The organism is Teredinibacter waterburyi, from assembly GCF_001922985.1.
GTDB lineage: Bacteria > Pseudomonadota > Gammaproteobacteria > Pseudomonadales > Cellvibrionaceae > Teredinibacter > Teredinibacter waterburyi.
Window position 1 is genome coordinate 54,722 of record NZ_MRUH01000168.1, and the last position, 21,980, is coordinate 76,701.

At 44.9% G+C, this 21,980-nt stretch carries 19 protein-coding genes; 10 read left to right on the forward strand and 9 right to left on the reverse strand.

Annotated elements, in window-relative coordinates:
* The first annotated feature begins 213 nt into the window (after nucleotides 1-213).
* From IDZ20_RS14445 to IDZ20_RS14470, 6 genes are all read left to right on the forward strand, one after another.
* The gene (locus IDZ20_RS14445; protein ID WP_188152156.1) at nucleotides 214-1,917 is read left to right on the forward strand and encodes an anthranilate synthase component 1; all 1,704 of its coding nucleotides are present in this window, start codon (nucleotides 214-216) and stop codon (nucleotides 1,915-1,917) included.
* Nucleotides 1,910-2,530 carry an aminodeoxychorismate/anthranilate synthase component II gene (locus IDZ20_RS14450; RefSeq protein WP_188152157.1) on the forward strand — a complete coding sequence of 207 codons (621 nt, stop codon included), beginning with the start codon at nucleotides 1,910-1,912 and terminating at the stop codon, nucleotides 2,528-2,530. Before IDZ20_RS14445 ends, IDZ20_RS14450 begins: the two co-directional genes overlap by 8 nt.
* 14 nt (nucleotides 2,531-2,544) lie before the next feature.
* Nucleotides 2,545-3,333, forward strand: a complete 789-nt coding sequence (gene trpCF, locus IDZ20_RS14455; RefSeq protein ID WP_188152158.1) for a bifunctional indole-3-glycerol-phosphate synthase TrpC/phosphoribosylanthranilate isomerase TrpF — start codon at nucleotides 2,545-2,547, stop codon at nucleotides 3,331-3,333.
* A 37-nt stretch (nucleotides 3,334-3,370) separates the two neighbouring features.
* On the forward strand, nucleotides 3,371-4,561 hold the full coding sequence (gene trpB / locus IDZ20_RS14460; protein WP_188152159.1) for a tryptophan synthase subunit beta: 1,191 nt from the start codon (nucleotides 3,371-3,373) through the stop codon (nucleotides 4,559-4,561).
* Nucleotides 4,558-5,364, forward strand: a complete 807-nt coding sequence (gene trpA, locus IDZ20_RS14465; protein ID WP_188152160.1) for a tryptophan synthase subunit alpha — start codon at nucleotides 4,558-4,560, stop codon at nucleotides 5,362-5,364. The genes trpB and trpA overlap by 4 nt, the downstream gene beginning before the upstream one ends.
* 867 nt (nucleotides 5,365-6,231) lie before the next feature.
* Nucleotides 6,232-6,672 (forward strand): winged helix-turn-helix transcriptional regulator, encoded by a 441-nt coding sequence (locus IDZ20_RS14470; protein ID WP_188152161.1) that lies wholly within the window; start codon nucleotides 6,232-6,234, stop codon nucleotides 6,670-6,672.
* Nucleotides 6,673-6,747: 75 nt separating this feature from the next.
* On the opposite strand, the gene IDZ20_RS14475 is transcribed toward IDZ20_RS14470, so the two are convergent.
* The 5 genes from IDZ20_RS14475 to IDZ20_RS14495 all read right to left on the reverse strand — a co-directional run bounded on the left by IDZ20_RS14475 (nucleotide 6,748) and on the right by IDZ20_RS14495 (nucleotide 12,543).
* Nucleotides 6,748-8,433, reverse strand: coding sequence for an NAD(P)-binding domain-containing protein (locus tag IDZ20_RS14475; protein WP_188152162.1), 1,686 nt, complete (start codon nucleotides 8,431-8,433; stop codon nucleotides 6,748-6,750).
* Between the two features lie 33 nt (nucleotides 8,434-8,466).
* On the reverse strand, nucleotides 8,467-9,780 hold the full coding sequence (locus IDZ20_RS14480) for a phenylacetate--CoA ligase family protein (protein WP_188152163.1): 1,314 nt from the start codon (nucleotides 9,778-9,780) through the stop codon (nucleotides 8,467-8,469).
* Nucleotides 9,781-9,824: 44 nt separating this feature from the next.
* Nucleotides 9,825-10,763, reverse strand: coding sequence for an NAD-dependent epimerase/dehydratase family protein (locus IDZ20_RS14485; RefSeq protein ID WP_188152164.1), 939 nt, complete (start codon nucleotides 10,761-10,763; stop codon nucleotides 9,825-9,827).
* A gap of 84 nt (nucleotides 10,764-10,847) precedes the next feature.
* Nucleotides 10,848-12,302 (reverse strand): aminotransferase class V-fold PLP-dependent enzyme, encoded by a 1,455-nt coding sequence (locus tag IDZ20_RS14490; protein ID WP_188152165.1) that lies wholly within the window; start codon nucleotides 12,300-12,302, stop codon nucleotides 10,848-10,850.
* Nucleotides 12,303-12,312: 10 nt separating this feature from the next.
* Nucleotides 12,313-12,543, reverse strand: coding sequence for a sulfurtransferase TusA family protein (locus IDZ20_RS14495; protein ID WP_188152166.1), 231 nt, complete (start codon nucleotides 12,541-12,543; stop codon nucleotides 12,313-12,315).
* A 594-nt stretch (nucleotides 12,544-13,137) separates the two neighbouring features.
* Here IDZ20_RS14495 and IDZ20_RS14500 point away from each other — a divergent pair.
* From IDZ20_RS14500 to IDZ20_RS14515, 4 genes are all read left to right on the forward strand, one after another.
* The gene (locus IDZ20_RS14500; RefSeq protein WP_188152167.1) at nucleotides 13,138-14,049 is read left to right on the forward strand and encodes a nuclear transport factor 2 family protein; all 912 of its coding nucleotides are present in this window, start codon (nucleotides 13,138-13,140) and stop codon (nucleotides 14,047-14,049) included.
* Between the two features lie 90 nt (nucleotides 14,050-14,139).
* Nucleotides 14,140-15,243 (forward strand): histidinol-phosphate transaminase, encoded by a 1,104-nt coding sequence (hisC, locus tag IDZ20_RS14505; RefSeq protein WP_245792347.1) that lies wholly within the window; start codon nucleotides 14,140-14,142, stop codon nucleotides 15,241-15,243.
* A gap of 282 nt (nucleotides 15,244-15,525) precedes the next feature.
* Nucleotides 15,526-16,629, forward strand: a complete 1,104-nt coding sequence (locus IDZ20_RS14510; protein WP_188152168.1) for a cupin domain-containing protein — start codon at nucleotides 15,526-15,528, stop codon at nucleotides 16,627-16,629.
* Nucleotides 16,630-16,776: 147 nt separating this feature from the next.
* Nucleotides 16,777-17,943 carry a HupE/UreJ family protein gene (locus tag IDZ20_RS14515; RefSeq protein WP_188152169.1) on the forward strand — a complete coding sequence of 389 codons (1,167 nt, stop codon included), beginning with the start codon at nucleotides 16,777-16,779 and terminating at the stop codon, nucleotides 17,941-17,943.
* An 11-nt stretch (nucleotides 17,944-17,954) separates the two neighbouring features.
* Here the strand turns inward: IDZ20_RS14515 and IDZ20_RS14520 are convergent, their stop codons facing one another.
* The 4 genes from IDZ20_RS14520 to IDZ20_RS14535 all read right to left on the reverse strand — a co-directional run bounded on the left by IDZ20_RS14520 (nucleotide 17,955) and on the right by IDZ20_RS14535 (nucleotide 21,959).
* Complete coding sequence (locus IDZ20_RS14520) at nucleotides 17,955-18,692, reverse strand: class I SAM-dependent methyltransferase (protein WP_188152170.1); 738 nt, start codon at nucleotides 18,690-18,692, stop codon at nucleotides 17,955-17,957.
* Nucleotides 18,693-18,823: 131 nt separating this feature from the next.
* The gene (locus IDZ20_RS14525; RefSeq protein WP_188152171.1) at nucleotides 18,824-19,960 is read right to left on the reverse strand and encodes an MBL fold metallo-hydrolase; all 1,137 of its coding nucleotides are present in this window, start codon (nucleotides 19,958-19,960) and stop codon (nucleotides 18,824-18,826) included.
* Between the two features lie 10 nt (nucleotides 19,961-19,970).
* Nucleotides 19,971-21,179, reverse strand: a complete 1,209-nt coding sequence (locus IDZ20_RS14530; protein ID WP_188152172.1) for a hypothetical protein — start codon at nucleotides 21,177-21,179, stop codon at nucleotides 19,971-19,973.
* Nucleotides 21,180-21,959, reverse strand: a complete 780-nt coding sequence (locus tag IDZ20_RS14535; RefSeq protein ID WP_188152173.1) for an outer membrane lipoprotein-sorting protein — start codon at nucleotides 21,957-21,959, stop codon at nucleotides 21,180-21,182. It abuts the gene before it with no gap.
* Nucleotides 21,960-21,980: the final 21 nt, after the last annotated feature.

Here is a 21,980-nt window from a genome sequence, read left to right on the forward strand (position 1 = left end):
ATTCGCCAAAAATATTTAACACTATTTTCCAAAAGTTTATTTTTCTAATCTAGAGATTCATCAAGACCTTCCATTATGATACATACAGTTAAATAAAAACTGCACAAATTGGAATCCTCATCGTGTAGTTTCGGTAAATATGCACTGTAATTGTCCGTATTACTGTTAGTGGTATAACGAACGTTGCTAGCGACTAAAAAGCAGAGAACTACAATGTCTTTATCACAGCTATGTGAGAATCCAGGGAAGGTGGAGACGCTATATCGGCAATTGCCCTATATGGCTGAGCCGCTGCCGCTGTACCGAAAACTTTGTGCCGAGTCTAGCTACAGTATGTTGCTCGAATCGGCCGAAATATCCAGTAAAGCAAACCTTAAAAGCTTAATGATTGTCGATGCGGCGGTCCGTTTTGAGTGCAATGGCAACAGCGTGAGCTGCACGGCATTGACCAAAAACGGCAGGCCGGTACTTGAGATAATTCAGCAGTATTGTCATAACGCCGAGATCGCCAAGTTTGAAAATGGTCTTAAGCTTACCTTCACACCAAGTTACGGTGCTAATCTATCGTCTAATGCCGCAAACAGTTCTACCGGAGCCGAAGGTCATCAAGATGAAGATAGCCGACTAAAATCTCAAAGTGTATTTGACAGCTTGCGTGCGGTAATCGCACAGTTAGTGCCGCTACGTAATCATGCCGACGCAATCTTTCTGGGCGGTGTATTTGCCTACGATTTAATCGGCAGTTTCGAAGCCTTACCGGAGGTGCCTGAAGGGAGTAACAGCTGTCCGGATTTTGTATTCTATCTCGCTGAGTCACTTGTCGTAATCGATCATCAAAAACAAACAACGGAATTATTGGGTTCGGTGTTGAGTGGGCGTGATGTGGCGAGTGAATATTTTCGCGTAAGTCAGCGTATGGAACAGCTTACGGCACTGCTCGATAATTGGCAGCCCTATGCGTGGACGCCTGAAAAAGTCGCGGTGCTACCTCTAGCAGTAGATAAAGACGATGCTAGTTACTGCGCCGATGTGACGCGCTTAAAAGAACATATTCTATCGGGAGATGTCTTTCAGGTTGTGCCTTCTCGCACCTTTAGTTTACCTTGCACTTGCCCTCACTTAGCCTATAAGTACTTAAAGAAAAGTAACCCCAGCCCCTATATGTTTTTCCAACAAGACGCTGAATTTACGATATTCGGTGCATCGCCAGAATCGGCACTGAAATATCACCGCCACGATAACCTGTTAGAGATCTATCCGATTGCCGGTACTCGTCCACGTGGCTTTAACCCCGATGGTAGCATTGATCCCGACCTTGATAGCCGTATTGAATTAGAACTGCGTTTAGATGAAAAAGAAAAAGCCGAACACCTAATGCTGGTCGATCTCGCACGCAACGATCTAGCAAGAGTTTGCACCGCCGGTACGCGCTATGTTAAGCAGCTCATGCAGGTAGATCGTTATTCTCAGGTTATGCATTTGGTGTCGAAAGTTGTCGGCGAATTACGTGACGATCTCGATGCGTTACATGCCTACCAAGCGTGTATGAATATGGGTACGTTGGTGGGTGCACCAAAAGTAAAAGCGGCGGAACTGATTCGAAAGGTCGAGGCAAAACGACGCGGCAGCTATGGTGGCGCCGTTGGCTATTTAAACGGCAAAGGCGATTTCGATACCTGCATTGTTATTCGCTCTGCATTTGTACGTAAGGGCATTGCCTATGTGCAAGCCGGGGCAGGTGTTGTATACGATTCTGATCCGCAATCTGAAGCGGATGAAACCCGCAGTAAAGCTCGCGCAGTAATAAATGCTATTCAGCAGGCCACCGAAGCTGCTGGGAGACTAACTGTCGATAGTAAAAAAATAGAAGGCCTTGCACTAACAACGCGTCAAGAAAATGGGGTGGTCTATGAATAAGCCAGCGCTTTTTCTCCTAGATAACTTCGATTCATTTAGTTATAACTTGGTGGACGAATTTAGAAAATTTGGCTTCAATCTAACCGTATTTCGAAACAATATCGCAGCCAGTATTATTGTGGAACAAATGGAAAAAGCCGAACAGCAGGGTAACTGCGATACACCGCCAACACTTATTCTTTCACCTGGCCCGGGTTGCCCCGCAGACGCTGGCTGTATGCCGGAACTTTTAAAACAGGTACAGGGCCGCTATCCGGTTTTAGGTATTTGCCTTGGACATCAAGCCATTATTGAACATTACGGCGGAGTTATCTGCCGAGCACCGGAAGTGTTACACGGCAAGGCGTCGTTAATTCAGCATTGTGGCGAAGGCGTATTTGCCGATATTGAACAGCCCTTCCCCGTAGCCCGCTATCATTCACTTATGGCATCACAGCTGCCAGAAAGCCTGCAATTATTGGCGTGGTATAACGATATACCCATGGCCGTGTACCAGCCAGAGCATCGTATGCTTGGCTTTCAGTTTCATCCAGAATCCATACTGACCACCCAAGGAAGCCGGTTGCTAAAGCAGAGCATTACGTTCCTCTCGACTGCCGCAGAGCTTTGCTAAACTGAGCGAAAAAAATGACAAGTTCCATTCTTGATACGATTTGTAGTCATCGGCGTGAAGATATCTCTCGTTTAAAAAATCGATTCCCGTTGAGCGAGTTCCACGACTTACTTGAGCCTTCGAATAGAAGCCTTTACCAAGCCCTGGCGAGGCCCGGCAATAACTTTATTTTAGAATGTAAAAAGGCCTCACCGTCGAAGGGCTTAATTCGGCAGGATTTCAACCTAGAACAAATAGTCAAAACCTACGCACCGCACGCCGCCGCGATTTCAGTATTAACCGAGCCACGCTATTTCGAGGGAAGTTTCGATCATCTGATGTATGTTCGTGGCCAAGTAAAGCAGCCAGTGTTAAACAAAGACTTTATCGTCGACCCGTATCAGGTTTTTCTAGCGCGCTATTGTGAAGCGGATGCGATATTGTTGATGTTGTCGGTATTGAACGACAAAGAGTATGGCGAATGCGTTACTATTGCCGAACAGCTGGGGTTAGATGTACTGACCGAAGTGAGTAATATTGACGAGGTGTTGCGAGCCAATCAACTCGGAGCCAAAATTGTTGGAATAAATAATAGAAACCTACGCGATTTATCTACAGACCTAGCCACAACAGAGCAACTAGCGCCCTCAATACATAAAGACGCACTTATCATTAGTGAATCAGGAATCTATACCCGAGCTGATGTAGAGCGATTGGCCACTAGAGTTAACGGCTTTTTGGTGGGTAGTAGCCTTATGGCAGCAGAGAACCTTCATGATGCTGTTAAGAAATTAATAAGGCCCGCGCTGGCGGTCTGCAATTAACTGAAATACACCTAAGCTAGAAACCCGAGATTGATACATGGACACGTCTTTACCACCTAAGTTTGGCCAGTTCGGCGGCATGTTTGTACCGGAGCTATTAATACCTGCACTCGATCAACTTGAACAAGCGTTTATCGAAGCTCAGCAGGATCCGGCATTTATAAAGGAATTTAACGAACTGCTTACCGAATATGCAGGCCGACCAACGCCCTTAACAAAAACCCGAAATATTGTTAGCAACCCGTTGGTAACGCTGTATTTAAAACGCGAAGACCTACTCCACGGCGGTGCCCATAAGACCAATCAGGTATTGGGGCAGGTATTGCTCGCAAAACGGATGAATAAAACCGAAATTATCGCCGAAACCGGCGCAGGTCAGCACGGTACTGCAACCGCACTTGCCTGTGCACTTTTGGGCTTAAAAGCGCGCATCTATATGGGCGCAGAAGATGTCAAACGTCAAGAGCCAAATGTATTTCGCATGCGCCTTATGGGAGCCGAAGTTATTCCGGTAAATGCTGGCTCTGGAACCTTAAAAGACGCCGTTAACGAAGCGCTGCGAGATTGGAGTGCGACCTACGAAACCACGCACTACTTACTCGGTACTGCTGCGGGGCCGCACCCTTTCCCAACGATTGTACGAGAATTTCACCGCATGATTGGCGAGGAAACACGCGTACAAATTATGAAAAAAGAACAGCGCCTACCGGATGCGATCATCGCCTGTGTTGGTGGTGGGTCGAACGCGATTGGAATGTTTGCAGACTTTATCGACGAACCGAGCGTTGCTCTGATCGGTGTGGAGCCTGCCGGAAAAGGCATAGAAACCAATCAGCACGGTGCTGCAATAGGCAAAGGTTCGAAGGGAATTTTACACGGTGCATATAGCTATATCATGCAGGACCGAAATGGACAGATTGAAGAATCCTATTCGATTTCTGCCGGTTTAGATTACCCCGCTGTTGGCCCTCAGCATGCACATCTACATGATATTGGCCGAGCCAGTTACGTGTCGATAACCGACGCAGAAGCGCTCGATGCGTTTCAGAAGCTTGCAAGGTTAGAGGGCATTATTCCCGCATTGGAATCGTCGCACGCGCTTGCCCACGCGTTAAAAATGGCCGAGGCCGCTACCAAGGAAACCGTCTTAGTGGTTAACCTATCCGGTCGTGGCGATAAAGATATTCAGCATGTACAACAGTTTATTGGTAAAGGACTAATGCCATGACCCGCTATGGGCTCCTATTTGAAAACTTAAAACGTAAACAGGAAGGCGCATTTGTGCCTTTTGTCATGCTGGGCGATCCCGGTATTGAACAAAGCTTTGAAATTATTTGCACTTTAATAGACGCCGGTGCTGATGCACTAGAGTTGGGGTTCCCCTTCTCTGATCCGATTGCTGATGGCCCCACTATTCAAAAATCTGCATTGCGCGCGTTAAAACATAACACTACGCCGGATCAGTGTTTCGAAATTATTGCCAAAGTTCGCGCGCGCTATAGTGAAATTCCTATCGGCCTTTTGCTGTACAGTAATTTAGTGATGAAGCGCGGCCTCGCGGAATTCTATCAAGCCGCGCATATGTCCGGTGTAGATTCGGTACTTTTAGCGGACGTACCTTTTCGCGAGAGTGAGCCTTTCCGCGAGCAGGCAAAGAAAAATAAGATCGACCACATTTTAATTGCTGCACCCAATGCAGATGAAAAGGCGCTGGCTAATATTGCAAGCTCCGCAACCGGTTACATTTATATGCTAGGTCGAGCGGGTGTAACGGGCGCCGAAAACCAGGCGGATTGCGATCTCAGCAATACATTGGGTGAGCTATTGCAAAAGAAAGCGACACCTTCGTTGATCGGTTTTGGTATATCGCGGCCAGAACAGATAAAAAACTATTTATTGGCGGGCGCGGCGGGTGTAATCGCTGGGTCAGCAACGGTCAATATAATTGAAAAACATGAGACAAACGCCGAAGTAATGCACCGTGAACTTGCTCTGTTTTGCCAAGCGATGAAAGCCGCTACTAAGCTGTAGTTCAAATAAGTTGAAAGCAGCCGATAAAAATAATACACAACTTGTGTTGATAGCTATAAAAAATAGCTGAGCTGCGTTTTTAACGTATATCGTAAAAAATCCTTCAACGCCTTAGGCGGCGCTATGAAGACTCCGTGAAAGGACTCACCCCATTAAGATATCGGCGCAGATGCTACGAGAATCGCCGAGTCCATCTCAAAATCAAACTATATAACTAGCTAGCAAAACACCGGTATATAAACATTATTCCTAGAGTAAACATCAACTAAAAACAAAGTGGCGCACAAAAACATTATTGTTCGCTCATTTACAAAAAACCTTCCTTAAAGTCCCAACCAATGGGAATATTACCTTTAATCGACCGCATGTCTGGTTTAGTATTGCGCTACATTTGGTGCCAATAGATAGAATCTATTGGTTTAATACTAAATGCTTAGTCAGCTAATATTTAATAATATTGGTCTTGCTTTTGGAGAAACACGATTTCGCAATCTGTTTAACCTTGAGTTAAAAATTAAGCGCAATAACAAGACCCACAGCCGATTGTCGATACCTGAAAAAAATAAAATAACAATAACGTTTTGACATTATTCTTATCTGTGCTGAGTTGCGTAACGAAAATGTAATAACCGCTGACTAACGTAGCTTGCTTTAAGTAGGTTATGAGTTTTTTCGAAGAAACAGCAAATAAACTGCTGGTATAGAAAGTGAAAAAACACCGCTTATTTAACAGGGTCAGATTTTATACTGAGTACACACGGATTAGTGTATCGGTAGTAGCCTGAACTAGCGGTGCAGATTTGATATTTATACCTGTATTACCCTTGGTACGACTTTCAAAAAGTATCCATAAAGGAATAGACGATCATGAAAGAACTTATTGAAAATAGCAAAAAAACGAGCGATTGTAACGGTTCGACCTGTCCCATAAAAAAGGCGCTAAGTCTATTTGAAGGGAAGTATTCCATCTATATTTTTAAAGAACTTCTCACCGGTAAGAAGCGGTTTTCAGATTTTCTTAAAAATATCCCTGGCATTACCAGTAAAACACTCAACGAACGCTTGAAGTATATGGCGGAAAACGGAGTGGTAACTCGGCATTCCCACCCTGTAATACCACCTAAGGTTGAATACAACCTGACCGAACGGGGCCGTTCTTTAGAAGGTGTTATTCTCGAATTAAAAAGGTTTAGTGAAGATCCCGGCAAGCCCCAGCCTGTCGCTCAAGATTCACAGCCGCAAAGTGCAGCAGTAGAAGCGCAAAAAGCACGAACAATGCGTGAAGAGTTGGAGCTGGAAGTCTCTTAGGTAAAAGTTACTTAGCTAAGAAGCGCTCAGAAAAAATGTAGCCACGGCACGTGGCTACATCTAACCCAGTTTAACTTAGGCCATTTCGGCTTCTTCAGTTTTAATTTCTTTAGCCATACTTCCTTTACTAGCTTCGCTGCCCATACTCGCAACACTACCCATAGTCACCTCACCATGATCGTGTGAATACATCAATTCTTTATATTCTTCTTGCGGTTCATCGTTGGCTAATTGGCTATCAAAAAATGCGACGAGTGGTTCGAAATGTTCGGGCTCTACCCATTTGGCCTCTAAATCTTCGATAACATCATGTCGGGCTACCAATATACCATTATAGTAGCGACGAACTACGGGGTGGAGAAATTGACTGGCTTCAGCCTGATCAACATTCTCACGATGAATGCGCTCTACGGCAAAGGGGTCGCCAACAATTGGTGCACCATATTCTAAGGTCAATAGATAAAGATCTGACGAACCTTCAAAGATATTACTGGCAATGTAATCTTTTGGTAACTCGTTTATATAAATAAACTCATCACCCACCCGAACGGCCACGTCGGCAATGAAGCCTGGTTGTTGCCATAAGCCACCGGAATGGTTTACGCGATGTAATAAATGCTCAGTAATCTGCTCGGCGTCGAGTGGAAATACGGATTTATCTTGAGCAACCTTCTCAAAACGCTCTAGTAAAAGTTTGCCAAGTGCGCGCGAGTTGTAGCGGAACCCATGAATAAACCCGGAGGTCGCCTTGCGATAATCAAGTGAATGGGTGATGGTCCCAGCAAAAAACATATTCGGGCAATTAACTGATTCAAAGTTTGGATTAAGCGCAGGATATTTGCCGTGATACATCAACTCAGGGTTAGCTGTGTCGGAAAAGATTCCGGAATCGAACTTAAATCCAGCGCAACATAATACGCGATCATAGGTAATCTTTTCAATTTCACCCTCGGCGTGACCATATTGGAAGGTGACGACGAGTGTATTGTCAACGGATTCGATTTCAATAATATTCGCATCTAAAATCGCATTCTGGGACTTTAACTGATATGTATCCAAAACATTGTTGTTAATCGCACGTAGGTCGCCAACATAGTGCGTCTTCCAGGCCATTTTAATTGACTGTGGACTACACAAATGAATCATTGAAGCCGATGAGACTATATGATCGGCTGTCTCGAACGCTGAGTTCTTTTTACCAATAATCAATACGCGTTGATTCTCAAAGGCATCTAGATCGAGGCTCATATCGGTATAGTTTTCGCTATGCTCAATACCCTTAATCATCGGAATATTAGCTTTGGAAACACCGGTCGCTACGATTAGTACCTCGCACTCTAATTTTTGGCCGTCGTCGGTAGTAAGACGATACATACCCTGATCGCGTTCTATGTTAACGATGCTAGTTTGGTAACGTAAATTAAGCTGAAAGCGCGCCACGTAATCGGCCATATAGGTCACGAGATTGTCGGCGTTAGGGAAGAACATTTTATCGTATTGACTGAAACGAAATTCGTCGTCGCATAATAGCGAGTTCCAATCGTGACGCATGTTGAATTCTGGGTGATCACTACCGGTAAAGCGTTTATTAATAGAAATTAATGTACGGTGACGCGGGAAGGTTTGAAACGTGCTGCCAGGTACATCCGCACGGTCTAGCACCAGGTAATCAGCTTTTTCTTTTTGCAGGTAATAGGCTAACTGTAAGCCGCCAGGGCCACCACCGAGAATGATGTACTTGTGTTTGATTACATTTTCCATTGTATAGTCCTCTATATTCGTTAAGCTGTTGGCTTACAGCAAAATAATCCGTTTTGCTTTGGTATCACCGCTCACTTCAACCTGTTCAAACTCAGTGACTGCGATAAGTGAAATTTCGTTTGCCATAGCGACGCGGCTAAGATCTTTGCGTTGGCTAACGAGTGCTTGATGAAGTTGGTCATGCTTTTCATTGGTGATGGTTAAACCTGCAACAAGCTGAACTTCCAATAAGTAGTGAGCGTTATTGTCGCTAGCTTGTTCGGTAATACGCCACTCAATAAGGTCTTCGCCAAAGCAGCGCTTTAGCGCGTTATCAAGTTGCATTTCATAAAATGCTACGTCACCAAATAAGATGGTATTTTTACTTCGACCGAGTACTGAGATGGTTGGATACTCAACATTGTGAATCGCTGCCGCACGATGAACTTGAACAATATCGCCAATGCGATAACGAATAAGCGGTAGGGTGTCGCGAGACAAATCGCTAATAATAATTTCACCAAACGCGCCGTCGGCGATATCGGCAATTGGTACCATCTTAGGTACATAGCTAGAATTTGTGCGCTCTTTCGCCAATTCTTCTTCGGAAACGAATTCGAATATCAAACGCTCAGACATCAAGTCCATCTCGCCTTGATTGGCAGGGCATTCAGTCGCGACCACATCGGCTTCTACTGTGCCATAAAGGCTGTAAACATTATCGAAGCCCCAAATCGCTTTTAACTCTGCGCGTAAAGCATCTGGCAATACGTCGCCAAAAATAATCCCGGTACGCATATTGGGCATACACTCACGAATAGGACCGTACTCGTCGACTATTGCTTTACCAATTTCTTTAACAACCAGAGGTGTGCCGATCACAAAGGTAACTTGATCGCCCCAGTTTTTATCAAAAATGTAATCATAATCCAGCTGTGAGGTATTTAACGCGCGTGCGCCTGTAGCCTCACTACCGTTAACGATCGCCCAGCCAGATATACTTGGCATAGGTGCGCCTAGGGACATAACCGCATCGCCCTCACCCATACCAAGTTTACGTAGAGCAATAGCCTCGTGAACTTTTTGGCGTTCTAAGTCTGCGTCTGAAAAGGGGATTTTTTTACTGCGACTAGTTGTACCACTGGTATTAAAAAAGCAGGCTGGGCAAATTTCTAGGCTAGTAGCCTCTTCAGAAAAATCGGTATCATTAGTGAAGTCAGCCAATACCGGCGGGGTAAGATAAGGGCTTTCGTCAAATGAATTTAAAGTTCCGTACAGGGCGTGGTCCTGCATCGGAAACAATTTACGTTTAAACTCCGCGTGATCAATTATTTCTAGAGTGTTCTTCTCTTCTACTACTGTAGTCATAATGTCTTCTCCTTCATATTCCCTGATAAAGTTGCGTTGTGTGATTAAGCGGCGCCAAGGGTTTTAAATTCACCAACTACGTCACCAATACCGTCGGCGAAGGTCTTATACTTGGGCTGCCAATCTAGAAGTTCTTTGGCTTTCGAATTTTGCACGCGGTATGAACCGGTTAACATTTCCGCTAATGCATTGCCGGCGAATAGCCCAACAACCCACGACGGAACACTGGAGGCCTTGCCACCATTGAAGCTACTCAAAAGCTTTGCGGCCATATCTTTTACGGTGATAGGACTGTCATCAACCACATTAATAATGTGACCGGATGGGGCTTTTTGCGAAGCAAGTACATAGGCTTTAGCTAAGTCGTTTACGTGAACGAATGGCAGGTAGTTATCGCCACTTCCCGGATATTGGTATTTACCTTTTTGTGCGACCGTTAAGAAAAACTTGCCGAAGGTACCTTTAGGGCCGTAAACCATACCGGGGCGAATACTGAGCGCCGGTACGCCATCTTTAGCGGCGCTGGTAATAATGGCTTCGCCGTCGAGATGATAGCGGCCGAGCGCCGTCTCATTTGGCGTTGTGGTTTCGTCGATTTGGCGATCGCCGTGGTCACCGTGAGCGATCATGCCTGAGGTATAAATGAGTGCCTTACAATTTCCGCCTTTTTTGGCAGCTGTAATTAAGCCCTTAAGCGCGGCGTCACGAAATTCTGTGGACTTCTTTAGCCAGCCTTTCGAAAGGCGCATGCCGGCACGAACGTGAGCTGCATGTACGATAACTTCCGCCCCTTCGGCTACGTCTGACCAACCTTTGGGGTTGCTCATATCGCCAAGAACTGTGGTAAAGCCCTGTTGCTCAAGTAATGATTTACTTTTTGCGCTTTGGCACAAACAGGTGACTTTGTCGCCGTTTTGTTTAAATGCCGTGGCAATTGCATTGCCGATAAAACCACTACCGCCGGTAATAAAAACGTGGCGCATAACTTTCTCCGTGTAGGTTTAAATGTTTAAAGTCTAAAAATTTAGATATTAAAAATATTTCGGCCTTGTAAACACAAGGCCGGGTTATAGAACCGATTCGAGTACTGTGGACGGGCAAAAATAGGTATTCCAATCAATACTGCCTTTCAGATGTTTGAATCCGCCATCTTCGCTGCGCAGGTATTGGGATACATACCAATCTTTACGTGTGTCGATTTCTTTTAACGCTGTAACCAATCGATGAGCATCATCGATGCTATTGTTTAAGCCAAAGCTTGCGCGCACCATGCCCTTCTTGGATTCAATCTCAGCCTCTTCTAGGTCTGGATCCAAATCCCAAAGTTGTTGCAAAATCATCTCGCGCACGTACGGGTGCGCGCAAAAGCATTCGTTGCGCAGAGCAAGGTTGAAGTAATCGTTAAGAATCGCGGCGAGCAAGCCGTGGTCGACCCCAGCTAAGTTGAAAGAGATGGTCGCCGTACGTGGCACGAGGGAAAGATCTGTATCACCATAGATGGTGATGCCGGCGATACTCTGCATCTCATTAAAAAGATAACTGAGCATCTCGGATTCGTGCTGTTCAATAACATCCATACCGATACGCGTCATAATATCGAGGCACATACCAAGATTTACGGCGCCCAAAATATTTGGGGTGCCGGCTTCTTCGCGGTCTGGAAATTTTGTCGTGACGGTATACTCGGTTTTAAAAACTTGATCCACCATGCCACCGCCAAACTCCATTGGCGCGCCGCCATCAATTAGCGACCGACGGATAACGAGTACACCGGGAGAGCCGGGGGCATAAATTTTATGGCCGGAAAACACCACAGCATCGATATCGTCGGAGCCGTCACCGACAATGCCCTGCATGCTAAGTGCGCGATGCGCGAGTATCTGTGAAGCGTCGACCACAACAAGAGCGCCGTGCGCGTGAGCGCGTTGCGCAATATCGTGAATGGGATTAACCACACCGGTAACATTGCTGGCAGCGGTAACGGCTACGTAATCTATCTTGTCGTGATGTTTACTTAGCGCAGCTTCAAGTGCATCTAGATCCATCGAACCGAGATCAACTCCCTCGCCGACACAGCCAATATGCTCAGCGAAATCGTGAGTTTCTCTGTGGGGTAGATCGTTGGAGTGATGTTCCATTAGCGAAATAAGAACACCTGGCTTCTCTGGGCGAGCAGCAGACAAGCTACGCGCAACCCGATTAATTGCGGCGGTAGAGCCGCTACCCATAAAGATACAGGTGTATTCTTCTGGGTCGGCATTTACAAATTGCAGTACCTGAGCATGGGCCCACTTGTACATCTGATTAGAGATAATCGCTGAATTGTGCGTATCACTGTGGGTGTTTGAATAGTGATCAAGAAACTTAAGGCTGGCCTCGTAGGCTGGCTTCAACATCAAACAGGATGCGGCAGAGTCAAGATAGGTGCGAGCGGTGAATTCGCCGTCAATTTGGCGGTAAGTGGTAGCAGCACCGTAAAAGCTGTTACACATCCGGGTGAGTAGTTTGTGTCCAGTCTTCATAATATCCCTATTAAATTTCTATAACGAAACTAAATGACTTAGCGTGCTCAACAAGGCTGACGATCTTGTAGCCTTTCATCTCCGAGAAAATATTAAAGTCTTTAACCGAATCTGGATCTGTGGTGTCAATCCGAATGACATCACCGGGTGTCAAATCCTTGATGTATTTTTTAAATTTCAGTACCGGTAGCGGGCACAGCATGCCTTTGGCATCGATGTAATGCTCTGTAGCTATTTCCATATCGATTAATAGGTTCCATTTGTAAAGAGTAGACTGCCGACCAAATACAATATTTCGGTTGATCGGCAGTGAACTCTGGGCGGTGGCTTTTCTTTATTTCACTACTATTTTCTTTAATTCGACTATTAATGATTAGCGAATAAATTCGCAATAACAAATCATGTGACGTAAAACGAATTATGACGATACATACAGCAGTATTTATCTTAGCGGGGCCGATAGTAAGCAACTAAGGGGAAGTGAACAAGATGGTTTACAAAGAGGCCGGTAGGAGACTTTAGTAAACAAATTGAAAAAACAACTAGATAGCCGAAAATTAAAAAAATTTAATTTTAAGATGATTTGAATATTGCCAACTTGGGCTAAAAATAGGCCAAAAAGTATAATTTTTACAAAATACCACTATACAAAAGTAAACAAATATAAGTGTACAGAGCAATGTGTAGGGGAATAAATTAAAGATATACCTGATTTGTCTAAGACCACGAATTATCAGGCAAGATCGCATTGACGCATGCTAAACGAGGGATATAATCGAGCGCACTTGAGGCTCGAGATGGCTTCGGAACTTTTGAAAAATTTAAGGGATTAATCATGCTGGTTTTTATTCATGTGCTCTCATCCGCGATTTGGCTGGGAACAGCGGCGACTCTCCCGTTTTGGGGAAATCGTATGAACCGTGCGGATCACCTTCATACCGTACTCGGTATTATCGAAACCGTGTTTTTATTAAAGTGCGTATTTATTATGGGTGGCTTAGTTGCCACCATAAGCTCGGGATTGCTGTTGGCCTCTAACTACGGATTTTCGCTGGTAAATTTGTCGTTAAATCCCAATTGGATTAATGCAGCGCTGTTAATCTCTCTTATCATCTTTATAAATTCGTGGATAATCTTCTTCTTCTTGTTAATTGGCCGGCGCGGCAAACGCAGCTTGATGCGTATCGTCCCCGCGTTTGGCTATACCAACATCGGGCTAATTGTCACGGTTCTCTACTTGATGGTTGCTAAGCCAGATAATCAAACCACACTAAGCCATTCGATTATCGCGTTATCATTCATTGGCTTAGCGAATCTCCTAAATATTGCAGTTAAGCTTCGGCGCGCGATACGGATTAGCAATATGCAACCGAAAGAGTTCGTGTCTATGTATTTCGGCTTGTTAAATGCCGAGAAAATGACCGACTTGCTAAAGCTATTTCGCGATGATGCAACCTTTAACGACCCATTCGCAGTGGGCCCGGTTAAGGGAATATTGGCGATTGAACAATTTTTTCAAAAACTGGGTGATCAATTCGACACCATCAATATTTCGCCGCGAAAAGTATCTGGGGAAAAGAATCATATTTTGATCGAATGGGAAGCCAATGGCATAACCCAAAATGGTGTGCCGATGCAGGGCCTTATCGGCACCAACGCAATGCAGCGCAGTAATGGCAAGATATTTCAGGTTGACATAGATTTTAATCTCGATGATCTGCCGACCATCCAACGCGTATCAGTTTAGTTATATCGAAAAACTGAAAGTGGATAAATGAAGACAAAGTAGGTATAGCCACTTCGTATAAAACCTTGCGAAACAAATAGGAACATCGCTATGAATATGGAAAGTTTAGATTTTAGCAAGTTGGTAGTGCCGGGTATTACGGGATTAAGGGCATTTAAACCACCCGTCGAGCCACAAAACTTAAGTAATATTGTGAAGCTTGATTCTAACGAAAGTCTATTGGGGCCAAGCCCAGTAGCAGTAGATGCAATCGTGGCGTTAGCCAAAGACGCACACTACTATCCCGATACCGCCGGTCAGCCATTACGAAGCCAACTCGCTCAACATACGAATGCCGATCCCGATGGTATTACCCTCGGTAATGGTTCGAATGATGTGTTGGATATAATTACCAGAGCATTGTGTAGTCCTGGCGACGAAATTGTTTTTTCCCAGTATGCGTTTGCGGTCTACCCAATATTAGCCGCTATTGTTGGCGCAAAAGCAGTTCAGGTTCCAGCCGATGTAAATTACGGTCACGACTTAGCGGCTATGGCCGCGGCAGTTACTTCGAAGACAAAGCTGATTTTTATTGCCAACCCAAACAATCCCACGGGTACTTGGAATAGCATCGAACAAATTGAAACGTTTATTGCTGCCGTGCCAAGACATGTCATTGTTGTGCTCGATGAAGCCTATATCGAATACTGTAATACTGAGACATTTCCGAATGGTTTAAATTATCTATCGCGGTATCCAAATTTAATTGTTACTCGTACTTTTTCCAAGGCATGGGGGCTAGCGGCAATGCGAGTGGGTTATGCGATAAGTGACCCTATATTGGCGGATTATTTTAATCGTGTTAGACAGCCTTTCAATGTAAATCGATTGGCATTGGCTGCGGCAAGTGCCGCGCTAACAGATGTAGATCATCTTGAAAAAGTTGTTTCTCTTACCCATTCCGGTATGGCTCAAATAACCGAACAGTTAATAGATCGAGGTATGGATTACATTCCATCTAAGGGAAATTTTGTTTGCGTAAATGTAGGTGATGCGATGCAAACCACGATGGCGTTGCGCGCGAAGGACGTACTCGTTACACCGCTAAGCAATTACGGGTTGAGTGAATTTATTCGCATAACAATCGGTAAGGAAAGCGAAAACACAATCGCGTTAGACGCTATCTATAGTCATTTAGAAATGACGGTAAGTTAAATGTTCCTAATTATAGGCTTATTATTAGCATAAATTCGCAATAATAAATATGGAAATAATTCTTATAAATAAACGTCGGCGCCGCGCTTAGAGTAGCAATATATTTATTAAAGGGAACTTAGGCGACTATTGTACCCGTCTTGTAGAGCTGCAAACTGAAATTCTATAATCAAAAATCATGAAAGCTATAGTGATGAATAATCGCTGTAATTAAGCATATTCTGAATTGCTTAACCACATCGCCCATATTGAAAATAACAAACAAATACTGAGGAAAGGACAATGCTAAACCGGAATTATACCGCGCTACTACTTATCGCGAGTGCGCTACTGCTTGCAGGTTGTGATGAAGATGACAAGATTGATTTAGATGACTATATAGCAGCGAACTCAATTGAGTTAAGCCTAAACTCAACCATGCCAGCACATATGGAAGATACCGCCGATATTGATGAGCCTATTTATATATTCTTCGATACCGCCGTAGCCCCAGCAACATCTGCAGATAGCTTTCAGCTAAAGCGCCTCGACAACGATTCGTTAGTTGAAACCCAAATGGATATTCGTGGTGCGACCGTAATTCTTAAACCAGTTCAGGGTTTAGACTACAGCACTGAGTACTATCTTGAAAATAACGGCGTTGTTGAAAACACAATGGGCAACGAACTGGATGAAGATATCTTTATTAAATTCACCACCGAAGATATCTATATTCCAGTTACTGAATCCACCTACTCTCCTGCCGATGGTGAGGGTATTGCACCAGGCGGTGAAATATATCTCCCCGTGACAGAAGAACGTGCGGCTATGCACGCAGATGCCGAGCATGGCTACTACCCAGTCGTCACCGCGACACTGCCAGCACTATTTGATGCGCCGACTATGGATTCCGTAGAAGACTATATTGTTCATCGCGATGAAATGGTTGCTATAAACCCCGCACCGAATGAATACCTATGGGTGATGGAAGGCCAACGTCACGGATTTGAAAACCTGACGGTTGTGTTGACCCATACCATCCCCGGTAACGGTGCACCGCTACACGCCCACGTAGGCGAAGAAGCACACGTGTTACTGCAGGGTACAATGTACTATCAACTTGGCGATGAAAAAATTACCGTGCAAGCGCCCTACATCCTCAATATTCCACCTATGGTTCCCCATGGCTTTATCAATGTCGGCAAGGAAACAGCGAATATTGTTGGCGTATTTCCGGAAGCGAATCATTGGGAATACGATGTATTTGACTACGATATATTTTCGGATTTCTTTCAATCACAATCTGCACAGCCAATGGAAAATGATCCCGTTGCTTGGTTGCAAAATTGGCATAGTGAAGAGAATCGACAAGCTCGTTTGAACGCCTACACAAAAGACACCAAGTAGTTAATAAGACAAAACTTAGGCATATTCATCTAGCGCTAGGATCGATTCCAGCGCTAGATGAATAGTGACCTTGAGCGGAATGCTTGATAAGTACAACGCTTAATAAGTAGAACGCTTGATTAGTACAACTAAGGGAATAGCCTCACTATGTTCAAACTAAAGCATGTTTTGACGGCTGTAATTTTTCATATTGGCGCAATACATTTAGCGGCTATACAAGCTTGCGCACACACTGATAGTCAGACAATATTAAATTTTACCGCTACGAAAACGGCCACCTTAGCGGAGTTTGAGCTGCCCCTTGGTGAGCTAAGTTATGCTTTAGGTTTAGATAGAAATGGTGACGGTGACTTTACCCTAGAAGAATTACACAGATCTGGCAGCGCTATCAGCGCCTACCTTGATAGTCGTATTAAATTAGTAAGCGAATCGGACGACTTGACCAAGCAGCGGCCTTACGTGCCGTGCGAAAGATCCGAATATCGTTTTCGTACCCAAAAAAAAGAGCCTAAAACAACCACAGAATCAAAACCTATATTAGGTGTAGCGCTAGACTATCGCTGCGGAAGTAGCGTAACACCCTATCTCTACTATGACGCACTATTCGATACGGTTCCAAATCATAGTGCTTTGGTTTCCTACCAAAATGGTGACGACAACTATAGTTATATCCTCAGCGGTAATAACCTAAAAGAGCTAATACCGCTAAAAGGCAAAAATATGCTCAGTTCTATACTGAGCTTCGTCGTGCTCGGGGTGTGGCATATTCTAATCGGTTACGATCATATTCTTTTCGTATTGGCCCTTATTATTCCGGTCAGCGCGGTACGGAATCATGACCGCCAGGTGAGAACCAAGGACGTCGCTAACCTTATAGGAGAAATCTTAAAAGTTGTAACGGCCTTTACGCTGGCTCACTCTATTTCGCTAATCGCCGCGACATTGGGGCTGATAGAGTTACCGAGCGCGCTGGTCGAAATGCTAATTGCCGTATCACTAGTAGTTGCTGGGTTGAGTATTCTATTCCCGTTCACCTACAGCAAACGCTGGCTGGCCGCGTTTGGGTTTGGCTTTATTCACGGCTTTGGCTTTGCCAACGTTCTGGCGGAGTTAATCGAAAGCAGCAATAATATTGTTGCCGACTTATTGGCCTTTAATGTGGGGGTTGAAGTTGGACAACTGGTGATAATAGCTGCCACCCTTCCTGTCCTGTTCCTAATGCAAGGCAAGTCTTGGTATCGCCGAATAGTCATACCTTCTGGGGCGATAAGTATTGCACTTATGGGCGCATTTTTAACCGTACAGAGACTTTAGCTTTACATAGATTAAGGTTTGCGCCCCATGGTGGTATGAACCATACCATCGAAGCTGGGGGTAACCACTACGTCGACGAGGCCTGCCGCCAGTGCGATCTGCTCACAGTGATCGGCAGACATCTTTTTCGCGAGAGTTGCCCACATGCGTAAAGCACCGGAGGACATCCCTTCCAAGCGATTTTCGCGAATATGAGCTGCTGCAGAGCGTGCGCTCATTTTTTCTGAGGGTACTAAAAACGATACAACACCAGTGGATTTAACCGTACGGGCCATCTCTTTAAGAATTGGTAAGGGATCGTCGACAACGTTGATAAGCGATGCTGCAACAGCAAAATCGAACGTGTTAGGGGTATAGGGAATATCATCGGCGCTAGCTAGCACCAGCTCAGTGTTTGAGCAATTCGCCAAATTCTTGCGGGCTTTTTTTAGCATTTTCTCCGACCGATCTAACCCGACAACAGTATGTCCCCAGCTCGATGCAGACCGCATAAGTTGACCTGGCCCACATCCAACCTCCAAAACTCGCGCATTTTTATAACCAGAAAACAGCTCGGAAAGCCAATCCTCGTGTAGTTGTTTATACCAGGGAAGCTGAAAAAGAATATCAAACATTTTGGGGGCGTCGGTGGCGACCAATTTTCCTACTACGGCCATGTAATAGCTATCGGCGAACAATTTTTTCACGGGTATCTCCATATAATCGTCGTGTGGTTTAGACTGTACTGCATCCAGCCCAATATCATCCATGGTACTAACCTTTAATTACCAAGTTAACTATAATCCGTAATTAAACGGTCGTGGTAGTTTTTATGCGCCGTTGATGGCGTTCGTTAAATAAGGAGCTAGCGGCAATACCAGTGTGTAATCACTTAGGGGTACTACCAAGTTGCCATAATGGATTCGCCAACATCTACCGCATTAAATTCATTCGGCGCCAAACCTGCTTTATTTACGGCAGTAGATAAGCGAGCGGCAGGTTCGAAAAAAGGCTCGTCGGTTAGGTCAAGAAATGTACCCCAGTGTATTGCTAAGGTTTTTTTAGATCCGATATCCTTGTGTACTGCAACGGCTTCTTCTGGGTTTATATGCGCATATTTCATAAGATGTCGAGGCGCGTAGCCGCCAATAGGAATCGCGGCAAGAGTGAATGGACCAAAACGCTTACCAATTTCCGCGAAGCCCGGATCATAACCGGTGTCACCAGCAAAGAAAAAGCTAAAACTATCTTTTTGTATAACCCAGCCAGACCATAAGCTTTTATTGTGATCCAGCATACCTCGGCCACTGTGGTGTTGTACCGGCACGGCGGTAAATTGTAAGCCGTTACTAATACTGTGGGTTTGCCACCAGCTTAGTTCCACACTATTCGTAATTCCATGTTTTTCAAACCAGGCTTGTACTCCGCGAGGTACAAGGAACAATGTTTGCTGGCCGTCTGCACGCGGTTGTGCGGCTATTGTTTTAATGGTTTCTAAATCGAGATGGTCATAGTGGTTATGGGAAATAACCACATAATCAATAAAAGGTAACTGACTGGCGCGAAGAGGTGCTGCAACTACACGTTCGGGCCCTGCCCAGGAAACGGGCGCCGCACTATCGTCGAGTAATGGGTCGGTAAGAATGGTTACTTCGCCTAGGCGAAGTAAAGTCGAGGAGTGTCCAAGCCAGGTTAACTGTGCCTGCTTTGGCTGCAAGGGTGGAAATAGAACCGGCTTTGGTTGCAAATTGGAACGTTGGACTAATTTCCGATCGTTACGAATGCCCTTGTTACACATTCGCTTAACACGCCACCACATGATTTTACTAAACGCGGGCATTTCCTGTTTAGCGAGCTGTATGGCTATTTCTTCAGCTTGAACTGTTTGCGCTAAATTGTCCCCGTATTGGCTTTGCAACGCGCTGGTATTAAGTTCAGCGCCATCAAGTTCCGTGCTGTCGCGTTCGGCACTAGCTGCAATGCTGGGTAAGACAATTAGACAAGCACTAAGCGCTAATGCGATTTTTCCAGTGCGCATGAGTATCCCTTTAAAAGTAGCGTTTAAATTCAAAACGTAGATAATCGTCAGAGCGCAGCGAGAAATCTAGAGAAGTTGGGTCGTCAGCCGTAAATGCCGCGGCTTCAAGTTCAAATTTCCAGTTTTCAAAAATACGCCGACTATACTCTAGTGAATAAAATTGATGGTTGTAATCGAGATCGTGGCTAGCGAGGAACAGCAACTGGGAACCGTCAATATCGTTGAGTGCCCAACGAATGCCGCCGACGACATCATTTTGGCTTAGAACTTGACGCGGCCCTTTTAAATCGTCGTATTGGTATTCCATTAATAAACCAAGGTCAGATTCACCACCACCAATACCAAACAAGGTGTACTCAAAACCAACCACGGCGGCTTGGCTAGTTTGGGCAAAGCGTTCTCTAGTGGTCGTCGCTTCGAGCTTGGCTAACCAGGAGCCTAGTGTAATCTGTGTTGTTAAACCAACGCGGTCTATCTGGCTATAAAACGGCAGTAAAGATGTGGGGACTCCACCGCTATATTGCGGTAGAAAAATTGGATCGCGTGAAGTGCCGGTAAAATAGCTAACAGCTATATCAACTACATCAAAGTAATGACTCCAGCGTGCTGCAAAATCGATATGCTCACGCTCGTCACTAGACTCATAGATTGCATCTTCATCGATAGGTAAGCCTGCTCTTAACCGTCCCTGTTCACCGGGGAAAGCTTGCTCACGAAAGCCGAATAGCGAAAATAATTCCCAGGTACCCCAGTCGCTAACTTTAATAAGCTGTAACATTGGCTGGCCGAGTTTTTCCTCACGATCGACAGACTCTAGGCTGTCGTCTTGGTTAATTATATCCACCAAATGTGCTGATTCGGTTACCCCCCAAAATACTTTACGTATTCCGGCATAGGCTTCAAAAGAGTGGAAATTCCTCCACCAATAAAGCTCGCGAATATCGGCGTGGGTACGCTCGTCATCTTGGCTATCGGCACGACCAAAAAGAGTAATTGCGAAGCGTTGGTTGGAATCGTCAAAGTCGTGAAAATATTCCAGTTGTGATGTGAGTGAAATACTGGCATCTGACTGTCGTGGGAACAACGGGTCTTCGAGAAAAGCCAACGCCTCGGCGCCAATGTAACCTAGCGCTTCGCCAGCGAAAACAGCGTGGCTTACAATGTTAGTCGCGCTTAAAATTAGAAGTGGCGAGACAATTTTTACGAATCTGTTGTTCATCTACTTTGCTCGTGAGAGGCTGTTCTTATTAAAATCTTGATCGTCAAAGCCATTGCGGAATTGCCAATCCTGCATTTTAAGTACGGTACTTTTCCCGGTGATGTGATTTACCATCGTCCAGTTTCCAGCACGCCAAAACTTATTAAGGTATTGGCTGTAATCGCTCAATTCCAATGTCTTCTTAAGCTTTCCGCCTCGATTATAGAAGTCTATTTTTAGCGGGATATAACGCTTCGCATCTACCCAAACTTCAAGTTTAGAATAACCAGAGGCTGGATCTTTTGGCTGTAATTGATTAATCAATACCGGGGTATTTTGATATTTATCGTCTCGTAAAAAAGTATAGCTATACTTATCCACTTCCTGTGAAGCGATATCCTCAAATGCAAATTCGCTACTCATAAAGGCACCCGCTTTATTGCTGGACGATATTTTCTTAACGCGTTTTAGTGCGGGAAGAAACAGCCATTGGTCATCGTCTGCGGCGCGATGGGTGAAAGACAGGAAGGCGGTTCCTTTTACGTCGCCGGGACTATCGAAGATAATCATAGATTTGTCGCCGTCGTCACTTTGTTCAAGCGTACGATTGCGCATTTGCCGAGTACGTTCATTACCGTATTTGTCTTTTAGGATCATCACAATATTGCTTTGTGAATCGCCGAACCCTATATCTTGACGATCGACTTCTATCGCAATCTCTAGACCGCGCTGTTCAGGGGTTAGCGCCAAGCAAATAGAACTTAATAGAGTTGTACACAGGACAACGATAAGATGTTTCATTGTATCTCTCCAGTTTTTAAT